1 pseudogene is annotated in these 662 nt (G+C 78.9%); it reads left to right on the top strand.

What is annotated here, in order from left to right:
- Positions 1-75 precede the first annotated feature (75 nt).
- Positions 76-662 (top strand): annotated as a pseudogene (locus L0B03_RS18775) (hypothetical protein); the annotation flags it as partial.

The following is a 662-nucleotide window of genomic DNA, read 5'->3' as shown; positions in this document are numbered from 1 at the left end:
CGACTTGGCGAACGGGCGGGGCGCGGCCGTGGGGGGCGCAGTGGGGCGCGGCTCGGCGGGACGAGGCACGACGGCGTGGTGCTCGTGGACCTCGATCCTGGGTCGGGCGGGATCGAGGTGCTGCTGGGGATCGAGGAGCGTCCCGGAGCGCGGTGGGAGGCCCTGCGTGAGGTGCGCGGCACCCTGACCGAGGACGACCTCGCCGGCGTGCTGCCCCGCTGGGAGGGCGTCGAGGTGCTCAGCGGGGACCGTCGCCGGGGTGCGCCCTGGGGAGACGCTGCGTCGGCGGCGCGTGAGGGCGGGCCGACGGCGGAACCCGGCGGCGGTCTCGTCGCGGTCTGGTCGGCCCTGTGTGCGGGGAGCGGGACGGTGGTCGTGGACCTGCCCGGGCGTCAGCTGCCGGCAGCGGCGCCGCTGCTGGCCCCGGGGCTCGCGGCGGCTGACCGTGCTCAGGTGGTTGTGCTCACGGGACAGGACGTGCTGGGCGTGGCGGCGGGCCTGGCCCTGCGCCCCGGGCTCGAGGCGCTCGGTGGGGTGTCCCGCGCTGGCGCGATCGATGACGGCGCGCGTCCCGCCCCCGCGAGTGACCTCGCCCTCCCGGGGGCCCTCGTCCTGCGGCGTCGTCCCGGGGCGCGGGTGGCCCCCCTCGAGGCGGCGGAGGT

This window comes from Actinotalea sp. C106 (assembly GCF_023630195.1).
Taxonomy (GTDB): domain Bacteria; phylum Actinomycetota; class Actinomycetes; order Actinomycetales; family Cellulomonadaceae; genus Actinotalea.
This window is presented reverse-complemented; position numbering and strand designations above follow the sequence as displayed.